This is a genomic window from Streptomyces sp. bgisy027, from assembly GCF_057710365.1.
On record NZ_JBYIVZ010000023.1, the window covers coordinates 136357 to 150642 of the forward strand.

The 14286-nt window shown below is 72.4% G+C and carries 13 protein-coding genes; 5 read left to right on the top strand and 8 right to left on the bottom strand.

Annotated elements, in window-relative coordinates; genetic code table 11:
* Nucleotides 1–190: 190 nt before the first annotated feature.
* Complete coding sequence (locus AC3ETA_RS24175; RefSeq protein ID WP_432194989.1) at nucleotides 191–1246, top strand: lactonase family protein; 1056 nt, start codon at nucleotides 191–193, stop codon at nucleotides 1244–1246.
* Between the two features lie 68 nt (nucleotides 1247–1314).
* Here AC3ETA_RS24175 and AC3ETA_RS24180 read toward each other — a convergent pair whose 3' ends face one another.
* From AC3ETA_RS24180 to AC3ETA_RS24195, 4 genes are all read right to left on the bottom strand, one after another.
* The gene (locus AC3ETA_RS24180; RefSeq protein WP_432194990.1) at nucleotides 1315–2238 is read right to left on the bottom strand and encodes a sirohydrochlorin chelatase; all 924 of its coding nucleotides are present in this window, start codon (nucleotides 2236–2238) and stop codon (nucleotides 1315–1317) included.
* A 120-nt stretch (nucleotides 2239–2358) separates the two neighbouring features.
* On the bottom strand, nucleotides 2359–3336 hold the full coding sequence (locus AC3ETA_RS24185) for an N-acetylglucosamine kinase (protein ID WP_432194991.1): 978 nt from the start codon (nucleotides 3334–3336) through the stop codon (nucleotides 2359–2361).
* Nucleotides 3333–4010: a uracil-DNA glycosylase gene (locus tag AC3ETA_RS24190; RefSeq protein ID WP_432194992.1), complete on the bottom strand. Its 678-nt coding sequence runs from the start codon at nucleotides 4008–4010 to the stop codon at nucleotides 3333–3335. The genes AC3ETA_RS24185 and AC3ETA_RS24190 overlap by 4 nt, the downstream gene beginning before the upstream one ends.
* Before the next feature lie 73 nt (nucleotides 4011–4083).
* Nucleotides 4084–5169 (bottom strand): WD40/YVTN/BNR-like repeat-containing protein, encoded by a 1086-nt coding sequence (locus AC3ETA_RS24195; RefSeq protein ID WP_432194993.1) that lies wholly within the window; start codon nucleotides 5167–5169, stop codon nucleotides 4084–4086.
* A gap of 274 nt (nucleotides 5170–5443) precedes the next feature.
* Here AC3ETA_RS24195 and AC3ETA_RS24200 point away from each other — a divergent pair, with 274 nt between their 5' ends.
* Nucleotides 5444–6031, top strand: a complete 588-nt coding sequence (locus tag AC3ETA_RS24200; protein ID WP_432194994.1) for an Rv1733c family protein — start codon at nucleotides 5444–5446, stop codon at nucleotides 6029–6031.
* A 46-nt stretch (nucleotides 6032–6077) separates the two neighbouring features.
* Here the strand turns inward: AC3ETA_RS24200 and AC3ETA_RS24205 are convergent, their stop codons facing one another.
* The gene (locus tag AC3ETA_RS24205; protein ID WP_432194995.1) at nucleotides 6078–7751 is read right to left on the bottom strand and encodes an acyl-CoA dehydrogenase family protein; all 1674 of its coding nucleotides are present in this window, start codon (nucleotides 7749–7751) and stop codon (nucleotides 6078–6080) included.
* Nucleotides 7752–7826: 75 nt separating this feature from the next.
* On the opposite strand from AC3ETA_RS24205, the gene AC3ETA_RS24210 reads away from it, so the two are divergent.
* Entirely contained in the window at nucleotides 7827–8582 is a 756-nt protein-coding gene (locus AC3ETA_RS24210) for a PaaX family transcriptional regulator C-terminal domain-containing protein (RefSeq protein WP_432194996.1), read from the top strand.
* Between the two features lie 139 nt (nucleotides 8583–8721).
* Here AC3ETA_RS24210 and AC3ETA_RS24215 read toward each other — a convergent pair whose 3' ends face one another.
* Nucleotides 8722–9504 carry a pectate lyase gene (locus AC3ETA_RS24215; RefSeq protein ID WP_432194997.1) on the bottom strand — a complete coding sequence of 261 codons (783 nt, stop codon included), beginning with the start codon at nucleotides 9502–9504 and terminating at the stop codon, nucleotides 8722–8724.
* A 415-nt stretch (nucleotides 9505–9919) separates the two neighbouring features.
* Here AC3ETA_RS24215 and AC3ETA_RS24220 point away from each other — a divergent pair, with 415 nt between their 5' ends.
* A complete protein-coding gene (locus AC3ETA_RS24220) occupies nucleotides 9920–11233 on the top strand; it encodes an extracellular catalytic domain type 1 short-chain-length polyhydroxyalkanoate depolymerase (RefSeq protein ID WP_432194998.1) in 1314 nt (437 codons plus the stop codon).
* A 72-nt stretch (nucleotides 11234–11305) separates the two neighbouring features.
* On the opposite strand, the gene AC3ETA_RS24225 is transcribed toward AC3ETA_RS24220, so the two are convergent.
* Nucleotides 11306–12385: an NADH:flavin oxidoreductase/NADH oxidase gene (locus AC3ETA_RS24225; protein WP_432194999.1), complete on the bottom strand. Its 1080-nt coding sequence runs from the start codon at nucleotides 12383–12385 to the stop codon at nucleotides 11306–11308.
* A gap of 150 nt (nucleotides 12386–12535) precedes the next feature.
* Here AC3ETA_RS24225 and AC3ETA_RS24230 point away from each other — a divergent pair, with 150 nt between their 5' ends.
* Nucleotides 12536–12889 carry an ArsR/SmtB family transcription factor gene (locus AC3ETA_RS24230; RefSeq protein ID WP_432195000.1) on the top strand — a complete coding sequence of 118 codons (354 nt, stop codon included), beginning with the start codon at nucleotides 12536–12538 and terminating at the stop codon, nucleotides 12887–12889.
* Here AC3ETA_RS24230 and AC3ETA_RS24235 read toward each other — a convergent pair.
* Nucleotides 12809–14188, bottom strand: coding sequence for a nucleobase:cation symporter-2 family protein (locus AC3ETA_RS24235; RefSeq protein WP_432195001.1), 1380 nt, complete (start codon nucleotides 14186–14188; stop codon nucleotides 12809–12811). The genes AC3ETA_RS24230 and AC3ETA_RS24235 overlap by 81 nt on opposite strands.
* Nucleotides 14189–14286: the final 98 nt, after the last annotated feature.

A 14286-nucleotide genomic window follows, 5' to 3' on the forward strand; every position in this document is an offset into this window, starting at 1 on the left:
GGTGCGGGGGTGCGGGGGTGCGCGTGCGTCTGCGGGCGTGTCGTGGCTGGTCGCGCAGTGCCCCGCGCCCCTACGGGGCGCTGCCGCCCCGTGACGTGAACTCTTCGGCGATCAGGCGAGCTTGGTCTAGACCGATGGTGATCCGCTGCTACCGTCGGGCCGGACGGCACCCGACCGGAAGGGGACAGTGGTGGCAGACGTCGGCAGGCGGGGGAGACGGGCCTATATCGGGTCGTTCACGGCAGCCGGAGGGCACGGCATCACCACGGCGTCCGTGGCCGGGGACAACGGCGCGCTGACCGTCCGGAGCGGGGTGCGTGACGTGCCCGATCCCGCTTACCTGGCCCTGTCGCCCGCCGGCGACACGCTCTACGCGGCCAGCGAGACGGCCGAGGGCACGGTGGTCGCGTACCGCGTGACCGGTGCCAAGCCCGAGCTCCTCGGCGCGCCGGCCCCGGTGGGCGGCAGCGGCCCCACGCACCTCAGCCTCTTCGACGGTCACGTCCTGACCGCCAACTACGGCTCCGGAAGCGTCTCCGCCGTGCCCGTCCGCTCCGACGGCACCCTCGCGGACACCCCGCCCACCGTGCTGCGGCACACCGGCTCCGGCCCCCACACGCCGCGCCAGCAGGGACCGCACGCCCACCAGGTGCAGCCCGACCCGAGCGGCCGCTGGGCCGTCAGCGTCGACCTCGGCACCGACTCGGTGCGGGTGTGCACCCTGACTGGGGGCACGCTCGAAGTGCACCGGGAGATCGCCCTGCGCCCCGGCTCCGGCCCGCGCCACCTGGCCTTCCACCCGCACGGCCGGTACGCGTACGTCGTCAACGAACTCACCCCGACCGTCACCGTCTGCCACTGGGACGCCGACGACGGCACCCTGAAGCCGCTCACCGAGACGCCGGTGCTGCCGGGCGCCCCGGCCGGCGACGCCTACCCGTCCGGGATCGTCGCCTCGCCCGACGGACGCTTCGTGTGGACCGCCACCCGCGGCGAGGACGTGCTGTCCACGTTCGCCGTCGAGGACGAGGACCTGCGGCTCGTCGGCACGGTGCCCTGCGCCGGGCACTGGCCGCGCGCGCTGACCGAGGCCGACGGGTTCCTGTACGTCGCGAACGAGCGCTCCGGCGACGTGTCCTGGTTCGTCCTGGACCCCGACCGGGGACTCCCGCGCCACGAGGGCTCGATCGAGGTGCCCGCGGCATCCTGCGTGGTCCTCGGACCGGGCCCCGACCCCACCGTGTGACCGCAACGCCGAAGGGCCCGTCCCCGGTGCGGGGCGGACCCTTCGGCGTTACGGCTGTGACGTGCGCGTCAGCGCACCGACGTGCCCTGCGGCTGCGGCGGGGCGATACCCAGCGCCGTCGTGTACATCGACAGGGCGAGCTTGCCGATCGCCGGGTACGCGCCGAGCGACTCGGCGGCGGAGCAGCCCGCCTCCTGCGCGGCCTCCGCGACCAGGCTCGGGTCGATCTCCGGCCCTATCAGGTACGGCGCAAGCGCCAGCTGCTGCGAGCCCGAGGACCGCAACTGCTCGGCGACGGCCGTGATCGAGCCCTCCTGGTCCAGGGCCGCCGCCATCACGGGCACGGCCAGGCGCGCGGCGAGCAGCATGCCGGTGATCCCGGCCGCCTGCACGGCTTCCTCGCCGCCTACGGACGCCAGGATGATGCCGTCCGCGGCCGTGGCCACGGTGAACAGGCGGGCGCGGTCGGCGCGGGCCAGCCCGGCCTCCGACAGGCGCACGTGCAGCGCCTCGGCGAGCAGCGGGTGCGGGCCGAGCACATCGGTCAGATCGGCCGCGACACGGCTGTCCATCACGGCCTGGCGGATGACGCGCAGCAGCGCGCTGTCCGGGCCGGCGAGCAGCGGCACGACGACGGCGACGGGGCCCTCGGGCTCCTTGGCCTCCACGCCTGCGGCGAGCGCCTGCTCATAGCGGGCGGTGCGCTCCTCGGCGGCGTGCACCAGCACCGACTGGAGCGTGGGGAACTCCGCGTCATCACCGTCGACGTACCCGATGCGGGCGTCGAGACCGGGGAGCTCGGAGCGGGCGATGCTCACGACCTCCTCGGCGAGGCCGCGGGTGGCGGCGCTAGGCGTGCCCGGCACCGCGAGAACAAGCGAGGGCGCGCCCTCGGGAGCCGCCAACGGCTCGGGTCGGCGGTGCCGCCCGGGCTGACGAGGTCGCGGCATTCGTACTGGCAGGCCGGACGCGGGCCCAGTGGGGGAGCTCATGGCGACGCATGTTACTGGCTTCTTGGGCTCCCCTGTTCGGGGAGGGTGCAGGTGAGCGGTATCCGTCCGCTTTTGTCTGATTGAGTTACCTGCGGGGTGGAAGTGGGCGGCGTAGCGGGATCAGTCCCCTTTTTCGGTCACCACGCAGAGCATCGCCTCGTCACTGGGCAGAGCGAGCCGACCAGTCGCCAGGTCGGTTGCGATGCGTACCGATCCCCGCAGCGGGTCCCCGTCGGCCGGCACCCGCCGTGCCTGCGGCAGCCGCTTCGACAACTCCTCCTCCAGGGGCGCGACAAGAGGGGCGCCCATGTTCAACAGGCCGCCGGTGACGGTGACTTGGGGATCCCCGGAGGTGGGGCAGACCGCGGCCGCGGAGTCGGCCATGTGTTGTGCGGCGGCCCGCAGGATGCCCGCGGCGACCGGGTCGGCGTCGGCGCAGCCGGCCACTTCGGGAGCGAAGGAGGCGAGGACGGCCGGGCGGTCCGGGCGAGGATAGAGCTTGCCGGGCAACCCCCGCGCCGGACCGAACATTTTTTCCGCGCGGGCGAGCAGGGCCGGCGATCCGTCGGACCGTCCGTCGTGCGCGCGCATCGCCGCCTCGAGACCGGCCCGTCCGATCCAGGCACCGCCGCCGCAGTCTCCGAGCAGATGGCCCCAGCCGTCCGCCCGGCGCCAGCGCTTCAGATCGGTGCCGATCGCGATGAGTCCCGTGCCCGCGGCCACGACCGCACCCGGCCGGGCCCCGAGCGCACCCACGTACGCGGTGACGGCATCGGCGACCAGGGCGACCCGCCTGATGCCGAACTCGCGCTCCAGCGCGCCCGGCAGCTCGGCACGCAGTCCGTCACCCAGGCTGGCGAGCCCGGCGGCCCCCACGGAGATCGCGCCCGGCGCCGCGACGCCCGACTCGGCCACCGCCGCCCGCACCATGGGTACGAGCTGCGCCAAGAAGTGCCCGGCGTCGATGCCCCGTTCGCCGGTGCGCACGGGCTCGCGCGACTCGCGCCGGGCCAGCACCCCACGGGCGACGTCGCCGACGACGACCCGCATGCCGGATCCGCCGGAGTCGACCGCGATGAACCCGGCGCCGCCGGTCACGGCAGGCGCCAGTCCACGGGCCGGCCGCCCTGGCCGACCAGGAGGTCGTTGGCGCGGCTGAAGGGACGGGAGCCGAAGAAGCCGCGGTCGGCCGACATGGGGGAGGGGTGGGCGGACTCCACCGACGGCAGACTGCCCAGCAGCGGGCGGAGGTTACGGGCGTCGCGGCCCCAGAGGATGGACACCAGCGGCTTGCCGCGCGCGGCGAGTGCGCGTATGGCCTGTTCGGTGACCTCCTCCCAGCCCTTGCCGCGATGGGCGGCCGGTTTGCGCGGGGCCGTGGTGAGCGCCCTGTTGAGCAGCAGCACACCCTGCTCGGTCCACGGCGTCAGATCGCCGTTGGACGGCTGCGGCAGCCCCAGGTCGGTGTTGAGCTCCCGGTAGATGTTGATGAGGCTGCCCGGCAGCGGACGTACGTCGGAGGCCACCGAGAAGGAAAGCCCGACGGCATGTCCCGGGGTGGGGTACGGGTCCTGTCCGACGATCAGGACCTGTACGTCGTCGAAGGGCTGCTGGAAGGCCCGCAGGACGTTCGGTCCGGCCGGCAGATAGGTGCGTCCCGCGGCGATCTCCGCGCGCAGGAAGTCGCCCATCGCGGCGATCCGTTCGGCTACGGGTTCCAGAGCCTTCGCCCAGCCCGCTTCGACGATTTCATGCAAGGGTCGTGGTGCCACGGGCGTCACCCTACTGCCGCAAGGGCAGCGTTGATCAACCAGTGGCCAAGGCCGGGCCGTGAGCCGCCACGGCTCATGCGATCACCGCGGCCCTGACGCACAGCACGTCCGGCAGGTGGGAGGCCAGCTGCCGCCAGTTGTCGCCGTCGTCGGCGGAGGCGAACACCTCGCCGTTGCGGTTGCCGAAGTAGACGCCCGCCGGGTCCGCGTCGTCCGTGCACATCGCGTCGCGCAGCACCGTGCCGTAGTGGTCCTCCTGGGGCAGGCCCGCCGACAGGGGCTCCCAGCTCTTGCCCGCGTCCGCGGTACGGAAGACGCGGCAGCGCCGGTCGGCGGGGACACGGTCGGCATCGGCGTTGATCGGGAAGACGTACGCCGTCCCGCCGCGGTGCGGGTGCGCGGCCGCCGCGAAGCCGAACGTGGACGGCAGGCCCTCGCCGATGTCGGTCCAGTGCGCGCCCGCGTCGTCGCTGCGGTACACGCCCCAGTGGTTCTGGAGATACAGCCGGTCCGCGTCGGCCGAGTCCTGCGCGATCTTGTGCACGCACTGGCCGAACTCCGGGTTCGGATCCGGCAGGAAGACCGCGGAGACACCGGAGTTGGACGGCGCCCAGCTCGCGCCGCCGTCGGCGGTCCTGAACACCCCGGCGGTAGAGACGGCGACCGTCACGGCCTTCGGGTCGCGCCGGTCGGTGATCACGGTGTGCAGACCTTCACCGCCACCGCCCGGTACCCACTTCGACCGGGTCGGGTGCTCCCACAGGGGGCGGACCAGTTCGAAGGTCTCGCCGCGGTCAGCCGAGCGGTACAGCGCCGCCGGTTCCGTGCCCGCGTACACCACGTCCGGCTCGGCGGCCGCGGGGTGCAACTGCCACACCCGCTCCAGGGAGGCGTCGGTGTCCTTGGGGAACTTCACGGCCGGCCGGGCCGGTTCGGTCCAGGTGTGGCCGAGGTCGTCGGAGTGGAACACGGACGGGCCCCAGTGGGCGCTGTCGCCGCCGGCCAGCAGCCGCGGGCGCTCGCTGCGGGTGTCGATCGCGACCGAGTACACGGCCTGGGCGTTGAAGTAGGGACTCTCGTCGAACTCCCAGGTGTCACCTCGCCTGCGCCCGATGAACAGGCCCTTGCGTGTCCCCACGGCGAGCAATACCTCGGTCATGCCGATCACCTCCGCGACGCCTTTGTCTCAGACACGGGCCAGTCTGCACCCAGGCACTGACAGTCACCTCTGGAAACGGCGACGTCGCAGGTCAGCGCGGCGATGATAGCTCCCGGCCGCACTGTGCGGGCGTGTTTCGCGAAGACGCCGGCCGGGCCGCGTGACCCGTGCCACCGTCGGGTCGGGTCGGTGCCGTGAGCATCCGCCCGCCGGCTCCCGTATGGGAGGGAGGTCGGTAGGGCATGTTCGTGCGCTCATGAGGAGGAAGCCTTCGATGGCGTTCCGTGGTCCGCAGGTGTGGCTGTGGCGTTGGCGGCGCAATCCGCTCAGGCGCCGGGCCGACGCGGTGGAGGCGTGGGTGCTGCTCGCCGCCTGGGTCGTCACCGTCCTCGCCGGAGTGCTCGCGGGCCTCGCGACGGCCCGCACGGTGGAACAGGGCATGGCCAGGGAACGCGTCGAGTGGCGGCCCGCGGTGGCCCTGCTCACCGAACAGGCGCCGGGCCGGGCCGACTCGCGCCGCGCCACCTCCAGCAGCGAGCAGGTGTGGGCGAAGGTCCGCTGGAGCGCGCGCGACGGCTCCGCGCACACCGGGCAGGCCCGCGTCCAGCCCGGCAGCGGCGTCGGCACACCCGTCACTGTCTGGACCGACCTCCAGGGCCGCCTGGTGACGAGACCCGCCACCCCCTCCGAGGCCCGCACCCGGGCGACCCTGGTCGGCGGCATCGCGGGCGTCTGCGCCGCGTGCGTCCCCTTCGTCGCGGGCCGGGCCCTCCGTAGCCGTCTGGAGAGCCGGCGCATCGACCAGTGGGGCTACGAGTGGGCGCGGTTCGGCCCGTTGTGGGGCGGGCGGACCAGAGGGTGACGGCCGGGCCCACGACAGCACCCGGGCCCGCAACTGTCCGTGGACGTCACTCCTGGGTCGGCAACGCCCGCTCCAGGATCCCGTCCACGTCCGCCGTGTCGGGCAGCGTCCCGAACGCGTGCCCCCAGTCGCCGCCGAGCCGGGTCGCGCAGAACGCGTCGGCGACCGCGGCGGGCGCGTGCCGGACCAGCAGGGACGCCTGGAGGGCCAGGGCCATCTGCTCGACCAGACGGCGGGCACCCGCCTCCGAACCGGTGGCCAGCGTGTCCTTCAGCCGGACGACGGCCGCGTCGAGCCGGGCGTCCGCGCCGCGCGCCGAGGTCAGTTCGGCGAAGAGGGCGTCGGCGGTGCCCTCCTCCCGGCTCAACGCCCGCAGGACGTCCAGGGCGTTGACGTTCCCCGAGCCCTCCCAGATCGACAGCAGCGGAGCCTCGCGGTAGTGGCGGGGCATGCCGGAGTCCTCGACGTAGCCGTTGCCGCCCAGGCACTCCAGGGCCTCCGCGGTGAACGCCGGGCCCCGCTTGGTGACCCAGTACTTGCCGACGGCCGTCGCGATCCGGCGGAACGCCGTCTCGGTCCCGTCCGCGTCGGCGCCGCGTACCACCCGGTCGGCAGCGCCGGCCAGCCGTAGCGTGAGCGTGGTGGCCGCCTCGGACTCCAGTGCCAGGTCGGCCAGGACGTTGCGCATCAGGGGCTGGTCCACCAGCCGGGCACCGAACGCGCTGCGGTGCCGGACATGGTGCCCGGCCTCGACGAGCGTCTTGCGCATCAGCGTCGCCGACGACATCACGCAGTCCAGGCGGGTGCAGTTGACCATCTCGATGATCGTCTTCACGCCCCGCCCCTCGGGCCCGACCAGCCACGCGACGGTGCCGTCGAACTCCGGCTCGGAGGAGGCGTTGGAGCGGTTGCCCAGCTTGTCCTTCAGTCGCTGGATGCGGAACGTGTTGCGGCCGCCGTCGGGCAGGACACGCGGCACGAGGAAGCAGGACAGACCCCCGGGCGCCTGGGCCAGCACCAGGAAGACGTCGCACATGGGCGCCGAGGTGAACCACTTGTGGCCGCGCAGCGTGTACACGCCGGGCTCGGCGGTCGGCCACGCCGTGGTCGTGTTCGTACGGACGTCGGAGCCGCCCTGTTTCTCGGTCATCCCCATGCCCGCGAGCAGGCCCCGCTTCTCGGTCGGCACCCGCAGCCCCGGGTCGTACTCCCGGCTGGTCAGCAGCGGTTCGTAGACCTTCGCGAGCTCGGGCTGCCGGCGCAGCACGGGGACCGCCGCGTACGTCATCGACGTCGGACAGCCGTGCCCGGCCTCGGTGTGCCCCCACACCATTCCGCCGGCGGTACGGGCGACATGCGCGCCCGGCCGCTCGTCCGCCCAGGGCGTCGCCGCGAGGCCCTCGCCGACCGCGACCCGCATCAGGTGGTGCCAGCTCGGATGGAACTCGACCTCGTCGACGCGATGCCCGTACCGGTCGTGCGTCCGCAGCTCGGGCTCGTGCCGGTTGGCCTGCTCGCCCCACTCCTGCGCCTGAGCGCTCCCGGCCCGCACACCGAGCCGCCGGATGTCCTCCTCGGCCCACCCGGCACCCTCCCGGTGCAGCCCTTCCAGCAGGGCCGTGTCCTGCGCCGCGTCGTACGGCGCAAGGGGCGGGGGCTGGTTGGTGACGTCGTGCGTGGCGTACTGCCCGGACTGCTCCTGCGCGAGTATCGAGACCATGCCGCCAGTGTTGCACTGTCGCTGCGGTTGCAGCAATCCTGTAATACCCCGAGCCGGCACGTAAGGTACCTGGCCATGCCGAACAACGCCTCCCCGCAGGCCGGCGAGGTGGAACTGCGCCCTCTGTCCGCCCGCTCGGTCGTCCTCAGCCTGCTGCTGGGCCTGCATCCGCCCCAGCTGCCGGTGAAGGACCTGGTGAGCGGAGTGGAGCCGTTCGGGATCGCGGGGTCGACCCTGCGGGCGGCGCTCAGCCGGATGACGGCCGCCGGTGACCTGCGGCGCACGGACACGGTCTACGGGCTCAGCGACCGGCTGCTGGACCGTCAGCGGCGCCAGGACGACGCCGTCCACCCCGGGACCCGGCCCTGGGGCGGCGACTGGGAGATGGTCGTGGTCACGGCCACGGGACGGGGCGCCGCCGAACGCGCCGAACTGCGCACCGAGCTGACCCGCCTGCGGCTCGCCGAACTCCGCGAGGGCGTCTGGCTGCGCCCGGCCAACCTGCGCCGCACCCTGCCGGCCGGCCTCGACCAGGTGTCCCAGCACTACACGGCCCGCCCGGAGCGCCCGCCGCACGAACTGGCCGCGAGCCTGTGGCCGCTGGACGCCTGGGCCGGCACGGGGCACGCCCTGCTCGCCCATGTCGCCCGCGCGCGGCAGCCGTCCGACCGCTTCACCGCCTTCGCGGCCGTCGTACGGCACCTGCTCGCCGACCCGGTACTGCCCCCCGAGTTCCTCCCGCCCGACTGGCCCGGCGCGGGGCTGCGCGACGCGTACGCCGACTACCGGCGGGAGCTGGCACGGGACGTACGCGCGCGTGAGGGCCGCTGACCGATCGGGGAGGCACGCGCGTGCCCGGCCGAGGCGCACGCGCGTGCCGGTCCCAGGACACACGGCGGCCGCCCGAAGCGCCGAGCGGGAGCACTTCGGACGGCCGCCTTCACCGTGGGGGACTACCTCCGAACGGGGGCTACCTGTAGGTGATGTCCGAGCTGGAGTACAGGCAGTTCGTGCTGTCGGGGCCCGTGCCCACCGCCGTGTTGTTGTTGTACTTCTGGCACGGGACGACCTTGCGGCCGGAGTCGTTGAGGATCGTGATGCCGCGCAGTGTCGCCACGTCGTTGCGGTTGACGTTGATGCCCACCAGACGGGCCGTGGACCCCGTGCCGGTCACCTCGATGTTGCTGAGGTTGACCTTGCGCGTGTACTGCGTGGAGCAGTCGCCGCACGAGCGGTACAGCGTCTTGAACTCGCTGACCGCGAAGTGGGAGATGTTGAGGGTGCCGGGCCCGTTGTGCTGGAAGACCTTGTCGGCGGCCTTCTTGGCGCCGCCGCCGGTCACGGTGTAGGTCGAGCCGCCGCGGAAGGTGGCGGCGTCCTCGCCGACGTCCTCCCACCACACGTTCTGGAGGGTGCAGTTGCCCTCGCAGTGGATGCCGTCGGCGCCGGGCGCGCCGATGATGACGTTCTTCAGCGTCGCGCCGGCCGCGAGCTCGAAGATCGGGTCCTGGCCCTCCTCCTGTCCGTCGCCGGCCAGGTCGCCGCTGCCGTAGTAGCGGACCATGCCGCCGTCCCGGACGCCGGACACCTTGATGGTCGCGCTCACCGGCTGGCTGCCGGAGGCCGACGGCCAGGTCGCGGCGCTCGCCTGCGGCGCGCCGAGTGTCGTGATCATGACAGACGAGAGGCCGAGTGCGGCCAGGCCGCCGGTCAGCGCGCGCCGCCGGGCGCGCGGCTGTGCTGGTGAGGTCATGTCCCGATGCCTTCTTCCATTGGGGGGTGGTCAGGGCTTGGTTCGGGGTGGTCGGAGCTCTTCGGTGCGGTGCCGCCGCAGGGCGGCATCGCGATCATGTACATGAATCATGTGCAGCACATGGAACATCGCGTGTGGGCGGAGTGGCCATGTTGGAGTCTTGTGGAGCGGCTCGGTCACACTGCTGAACGGAACGTATGGGGTAAGCGCTTTCTGGTCAACGCTTTACGCGGAGGAATTCAGCCACTTCTGGGGCGGGTGAGAGCGGGAGTAAGGGCTCTCTCGCCGATGTCGTGGGAGCGCTTCCATGATGGGCGTGGCCATGCCACGATGCCCTCGCGTGCCGGCCCGATGGCTCGCATGCTTTTCATGTGAGAGGACGTCCACGAGCCGCGATCAGAAGGGACACAAGGACGTGCCCACCCCCCACCGCACGACCGTGAGACGACAGTTCCTGGCACTGCTCGCCGCCCTCCTGCCGCTGCTCGCGGCACTGCTCGTCGCCGCCCCCGCTGCGGGCGCCCGCACCGAGGCGGCCGACGCGGTCCCGGCCGCCACGCTCACCGAGGTCACCGACTTCGGCGCCAACCCCAGCAACCTGCGGATGTACGTGTACGTGCCGGAGAACGTGGCCGCGAAGCCCGCGGTCCTGGTGGCCGTGCACTGGTGCACCGGGTCCGGCCCGGACATGTACAACGGCACCGAGTACGCCACGCTCGCCGACCGGTACGGCTTCGTCGTGCTGTACCCGTCCGTCACCCGCAGCAGCAAGTGCTTCGACGTCTCCTCGCCGCAGGCGCTCAGGCGCGACGGCGGCAGCGACCCGGTCGGCATCAGGTCCATGGTCGACTGGGCCACGCGCACCTACGACGCCGACACCGGCCGCGTCTTCGTCACCGGCATCTCCTCCGGCGCGATGATGACCAACGTCCTGCTCGGCGACTACCCCGACGTGTTCGCCGCCGGCGCCGCCTTCGCGGGCGTTGCCTTCGGGTGCTTCGCCACCACCGACGGCTCCGAGTGGAACAGCGCGTGCGCCCAGGGCACGGTCACCCGCACCGCAGGGCAGTGGGGCGACACCGCCCGCGCCGCGTACCCCGGCTACACCGGTCCCCGGCCCCGAATGCAGCTGTGGCACGGCACCGAGGACGACGTCCTGCGCCATCCCAACTTCGGGGAGATGATCAAGCAGTGGACGAACGTCCAGGGCATCGGCCAGACCCCGGCCGCCACGGACTCGCCCCGGCCGGGCTGGACCCGCACCCGCTACGGCGGCACCGGTGACCGAGCCCCCGTCGAGGCGATCAGCCTCCAGGGCGTCGGCCACAACCTCTACGGTCACGGCATGGCCGCCCGAGTCCTGACCTTCTTCGGCCTCGACGGCGGCGGCCCCACCCCTCAGCCCCAGCCCGGCGCCTGCAAGGTCGGCGTCACGACCAACACCTGGAACACCGGCCTCACCGCCTCCGTGATCCTGACCAACACGAGCTCCACGTCTGTCAACGGCTGGAGCCTCGGCTTCACCCTGCCCACCGGCCGGACGATCACCAACGGCTGGGGAGCCACGTACGCCCCGTCCTCCGGCGCGGTGACGGCGACGAACGCCTCGTACAACTCGGCTCTGGCGCCGGGCGCGAGCGTCAGCATCGGCTACCGGGCGCACCACACCGGCAACAGCGCGGCGCCGGGCGGCTTCACCCTCGACGGAACGGTCTGTACGGCGGGCTGACCGGTGGGAACGCGGACGTGGCCAGGGTCGAGCCCGCCGGCCACGTCGACGTCCTCGGTGCCGGAACGGCGATCACACGGACCGGTGGTACTGGTCCGGCACATGCACGTCCCCGCCCAGCTCCCGGGCCGCGTGCCGGGCCCACGACGGGTTGCGCAGCAGTTCCCGGCCGAGGAGGACGGCGTCCGCCTCGTCGTTCGCGACGATCTTCTCGGCCTGCTCGGCGTCGGTGATCAGGCCCACGGCGGCGACCGGCAGCGAGGTCTCCGCCTTCACGCGCGCCGCGAACGGCACCTGGTAGCCCGGGCCGACCGGGATGTGGACGCCGGAGGCGTTGCCGCCGGTCGAGACGTCCAGCAGGTCGATGCCGTGGGCCTTCAGGTCCGCGGCGAAGCGGACGGTGTCGTCGGCGGTCCAGCCGTCCTTCTCCAGCCAGTCGGTCGCCGAGATACGGAAGAACAGCGGCTTGTCCTGCGGCCACACCGCGCGCACCGCGTCCACGACCTGGAGGGCGAAGCGGGTGCGGTTCTCGTACGAGCCGCCGTACTCGTCGGTGCGGTGGTTGGAGTGCGGGGACAGGAACTCGTTGATCAGATAGCCGTGGGCGCCGTGGATCTCGGCGATCTCGAACCCGGCGGCGAGGGCACGGCGGGCGGCGTCCGCGAACCGGCCCACGACCTCCTGGATCCCGTCGACCGTGAGCTCCGTCGGCACCGGGTGTCCCTCGGCGAAGGGGATCGCGCTCGGCGCCACCGGCTGCCAGCCGTAGGAGTCCGGCCCGACCGGCGCGCCGCCCTTCCAGGGCCGGTCGGTCGAGGCCTTGCGGCCGGCATGGGCCAGCTGGATCGCAGGTACGGTGCCCTGCGACACCAGGAAGCGCGTGATCCGGCGGAACGCCTCGACCTGGGTGTCGTTCCAGATGCCCAGGTCCCACGGGGAGATCCGGCCCTCGGGGCTGACGCCGGTCGCCTCGACGACGATCAGCCCCGTGCCGCCGGCCGCGCGGGCGGCATAGTGCGCGAAGTGCCAGTCATCGGGGGCGCCCGTGTCGGGGCCCTCCGGTGCGGCCGAGTACTGGCACATCGGGGGCATCCACACCCGGTTCGGGATCGTCACTTCACGCAGGGCGTAGGGCTCGAAGAGCGCGCTCACGGCGGACTCCATTCGTCGCGGGGACCAGTCGTCGGCTCGTACGATAGGCATCGTAGTACGGCAGATGTCAAACTACGAGAGGTCTCGTACAATGGCAGGGCCCGTCGGCAAGGCGGGCCGGCCGAGGGAACCCGACGAAGTGGAGCCGCCGTGACCAGCCCAGCTGTCAGCAGCCGAGACCTCCCGCACCCGGCGCGCGAGGAGATCCGTCTCGAGGGCGTGCTGCACGCGCTGTCCGACCCGCTGCGGCTGTACATCGTGCGAGAGCTCGCCGCCGTCGGCGACGAGCTCTCCTGTTCGCACTTCGACCTGCCGGTCACCAAGTCCACCACCACGCACCACTTCCGGGTGCTGCGCGAGAGCGGGGTCATCCGGCAGATCTACCGCGGCACCGCCAAGATGAACGGCCTGCGCAAGGGCGACCTAGACGGCCTCTTCCCGGGGCTGCTCGACGCCCTTCTCGACGCCGCCGCCCGGCAGGCCGCCCGCGTCGGGGGCGCCTGAACCGGCCCTCGCGGGCAGGTGGTTGAAGAGCAGGTTCAGCACGATCGCCGTGAGGCAGCCCGCGCTGATGCCGCTGTTCATCACCGTCTGGAACCAGTCGGGGAACTTCTCGTAGATCGCCGGCACCCCGACCGGCAGCATGCCCACGGCCACCGAGACGGCCACCACCGTCAGGTTGTCGTTGCCCTTGAAGTCGACCCCGGCCAGGGTCCTGAGCCCGCTCGCGGCGACCGTCCCGAACATCACCAGGCCCGCACCGCCCAGCACCGGCGCCGGTATCGCCGCCACCACCGCGCCCAGCTTGGGCAGCAGGCCGAGCAGCACCAGGATGCCGCCCGCGGTCGCCACCACCCAGCGGCTGCGCACCCGGGTCATGCCGACCAGACCCACGTTCTGCGCGTACGCCGTGTACGGGAAGGTGTTGAAGACGCCGCCCAGCACCGTCGACAGGCCGTCGGCGCGCAGGCCGTCCGCCAGGGAACGCGGCTCCACCTTGCGCTCGGTCATCTCGCCGACCGCGATCAGGTCACCGGTCGTCTCGGTCATCGTCACCAGCGCCACCACCAGCATCGACGCGATCGCCGAGAACTCGAAGGTGGGCGCCCCGAAGTGGAACGGCGTGCTGATGCCGAGCCAGTCGGCCTCGCCCACACCGTCGAAGTCGGTGAAGCCGAACGGAACGGCCACCGCGAGTCCGACCACGATGCCGACCAGTACGGCGATACGGCTGAGGAACACCGGCGCGAACCGCTGCACGCCGAGCACCACGGCCAGCACGAAGGCGGCCAGCGCGAGGTTCTTCGGCTCCCCGAAGTCCCCCGAACCGGCGCCGCCCGCGGCCCAGTTGCCGGCGACCGGCAGCAGGGAGAGGCCGATGATCAGGATCACCGTGCCGGTCACCAGGGGCGGGAAGAAGCGCAGCAGCCTGCCGAAGACCGGGGCCAGCAGCATGATCGCCAGTCCCGCGACGATCACCGAGCCGTAGATCGCCGGGAGTCCGCCGCCCGTGGTGCCGATCAGCACCATCGGGGAGACGGCGGCGAACGTACAGCCCTGCATGATGGGCAGCCGTACGCCGAAGCGCCAGAAGCCGATGCACTGGATCAGGGTCGCGATACCGCACACCAGCAGGTCGGCGGTGATCAGATACGCCAGGTCGGCGGGTGGCAGTTTCATGGCGCCGCCGACGATGAGGGGGACGGCGACGGCACCGGCGTACATGGCGAGGACGTGCTGGAGGCCGAAGGCGGCGAGCTGCCGGGCGGGTGGGACCTCGTCGACGGGGTGTGCGGTTGTCATACGCGGACCGTAGACTCCTTTGACAGTTTGTTGATTTCGAGGGTGTTGCTCTCTCGTTCCCAGTGCGGGTCGTGGGTGGTTGCCCGCTTCTGAGCGCC

What these genes read in the sequence shown, in the direction of transcription:
- AC3ETA_RS24180 (WP_432194990.1), bottom strand. Translation starts at nt 2,238, where the DNA reads ATGAGCTCCCCCACTGGGCCCGCGTCCGGCCTGCCAGTACGAATGCCG.
- AC3ETA_RS24195 (WP_432194993.1), bottom strand. Translation starts at nt 5,169, where the DNA reads ATGACCGAGGTATTGCTCGCCGTGGGGACACGCAAGGGCCTGTTCATC.
- AC3ETA_RS24200 (WP_432194994.1), top strand. Translation starts at nt 5,444, where the DNA reads ATGGCGTTCCGTGGTCCGCAGGTGTGGCTGTGGCGTTGGCGGCGCAAT.
- AC3ETA_RS24205 (WP_432194995.1), bottom strand. Translation starts at nt 7,751, where the DNA reads ATGGTCTCGATACTCGCGCAGGAGCAGTCCGGGCAGTACGCCACGCAC.
- AC3ETA_RS24210 (WP_432194996.1), top strand. Translation starts at nt 7,827, where the DNA reads ATGCCGAACAACGCCTCCCCGCAGGCCGGCGAGGTGGAACTGCGCCCT.
- AC3ETA_RS24215 (WP_432194997.1), bottom strand. Translation starts at nt 9,504, where the DNA reads ATGACCTCACCAGCACAGCCGCGCGCCCGGCGGCGCGCGCTGACCGGC.
- AC3ETA_RS24235 (WP_432195001.1), bottom strand. Translation starts at nt 14,188, where the DNA reads ATGACAACCGCACACCCCGTCGACGAGGTCCCACCCGCCCGGCAGCTC.